We start from the raw sequence: 2,433 nt of genomic DNA on the forward strand, positions 1-2,433 counted from the left end.
GGCGCGGCTCATCTCGCTGCTCTCAGGTCGCAACGGCATCAGTGAGGTGCATGTCGCCAACGCCGGGGGTTCGCAGCCGCCTCAGTTGTGCATTCACTACCGGCCCGACACGATCTCGCTGCAGCGTGTGCGCGAACTCGCTGCCTCATCGGGCGCCGAGCTGGGCGAACGCTTCGCGCATCTGGCGTTCCACACATCGACCCAGCACGCGCGCGCCGCGAGGCGCCTGAGCGACAAGATCTCCGCACTCCAGGGCGTGGTCGAGGCGGAAGTTTCAACCACGGGTTCCGTTCGCATCGAATTCGACCGGTCGCTGGTCGATGAAGCGAAGGTCAGGTCCGAACTCGAAATGCTTGGGCTTCCCCTGAAGCCAGCGAGCTCGGCCCCGGCGAAACACGGTGAAGGCGTGCATTCGCACGACGGCCGTGCGCATGAGGGCGGCCATGCGCACGATGACGCGCCAACGCCGCACCAGGGTCATGCGCATGCCGAGCACGGTCACGATGACCATGCCGACGGGAAGGACCATGACCACGACCATGCGGATCACGCCGGCGCGGGCCATGCCCATGACCATGGCGGGCCCTTCGGAGAAAAGTCCGAATTGATCTTTGCGTTGCTGGCGGGCCTCATGGTGCTCATCGGCTGGCTGCTTGCGTGGCGCGACCTCGCGCCCGAACTCGTCAGCAAGGGCTTTTACGTCGCCGCGTATGTCTTCGGCGGCTACTACACGCTTAAAGAGGCGATCGAGAACATCCGCGCGAAGCGCTTCGAGATCGACACGCTGATGCTCGTTGCCGCCGCGGGCGCAGCCGCACTCGGTCAATGGGCCGAAGGAGGCCTGCTCCTGTTCCTGTTCAGTCTTGGCCACTCGCTGGAACATTACGCCATGGGGCGGGCACGCAAGGCGATTGAAGCGCTGGCCAAGCTCGCGCCCGAAACTGCGCTGGTGAAACGGCCCGACGGCAGCACGGAACAGGTCGCGGTGGCGCAACTCGTAGTGGGCGACGTGGTGCTCGTCAAGCCGAACGAGCGGCTGCCCGCCGACGGCTTCGTGGTGCGTGGCGAGTCAAGCGTGAACCAGGCCCCCGTCACCGGTGAAAGCGTGCCCGTGGACAAGCGGCCGGTCGACGATCCACAGGCGGCGTTGCGGGCGTTCGAGAAGGTTGCCGCACTGCACAAGGTGTTCGCAGGCACGATCAATGGACCCGGCGCTATCGAAGTCATGGTGGCCCGTGCCTCGACGGAGTCCACGATGGCACGCGTTGTCAAGCTGGTCACCGAAGCTCAGACGCAGCGCTCACCCACGCAGAATTTCACCGACAAGTTCGAACGGATTTTCGTTCCCGTCATCCTCATTGGCGTGGTTCTTCTGCTGTTCGCCGGCTTCGTCATCGACGAGCCGTTCAGCACCACTTTCTACCGGGCCATGGCCGTGCTCGTGGCGGCAAGCCCCTGCGCGCTGGCGATTTCGGTGCCTAGTGCCGTGCTGAGCGGCGTGGCTCGCGCCGGGCGCAGCGGCGTGCTGGTCAAAGGCGGCGGCCCTTTGGAGAACCTGGGCACCCTGACGGCGATTGCGTTCGACAAGACGGGGACGCTCACGGAAGGCAAGCCCCGGCTGACGGACGTGGTTGCCGGCCCCGGTTCGAGCGAATCGGAGTTGCTGACGGTCGCGGTGGCGGTGGAGCGGCACAGCGACCATCCGCTGGCCTCCGCCATAGTCGAAGGCGCACAAAAGCGACTGACTTCAGGCAGCCCCGAACCCGGCGTCGAATCGGTGCAGAGCATAACGGGGCGGGGCGTATCGGCACGAGTTGCCGGGGAAATGTTGCATGTGGGCAAGGCCGCCATGTTCTCAGAGATCGGCGGGGCGCCAATGCCGCCGGAGGTGGCTCGCGCCAACGAGGCGCTCATCGCCCAGGGACGCACGACCATGGTCGTGCGCCTGGGAGAGCGCTACCTGGGTGTGCTCGGCGTCATGGATACGCCCCGGCCGGCCGCAGCCTGCGTGATGCGAGCCCTTAAGGAGCTCGGAATCGAGCGCCTGATCATGATCTCTGGCGACAACCAGCGCGTTGCCGAAGCCGTGGCGCTGAGCGTCGGCCTTACCGAAGCGCAGGGTGACCTGATGCCGGAACACAAGGTGGATGCCATCAAGAAGTTGCTGGAGAAGGGAAGGGTCGCGATGGTGGGCGATGGGGTCAACGATGCGCCCGCCATGGCGAACGCGACCGTGGGCATCGCAATGGGCGCGGCCGGCTCAGATGTGGCGCTGGAGACCGCGGACGTGGCGCTGATGGCCGACGACCTGAGCCAGTTGCCTTTCGCGGTCGCGCTGTCGCGGCGCACGGCGCGGGTGATCCGCCAAAACTTGTGGGTGAGTTTGGGGGTTGTGGCCGTGCTGATCCCGGCAACCATCTTTGGGCTGAACAT

Annotated in this window: 1 protein-coding gene; it reads left to right on the forward strand. The window is 65.7% G+C overall.

Features of this window, described 5'->3' with window-relative positions:
• Positions 1-2,433 (forward strand): heavy metal translocating P-type ATPase (locus tag DBR23_RS05625; protein ID WP_108497578.1); only part of this gene is annotated, 2,433 nt, incomplete at both ends.

Origin of the sequence: Acidovorax sp. HMWF018, from assembly GCF_003061035.1 — a bacterium.
Classification (GTDB): Bacteria; Pseudomonadota; Gammaproteobacteria; order Burkholderiales; family Burkholderiaceae_C; genus Acidovorax; species Acidovorax delafieldii.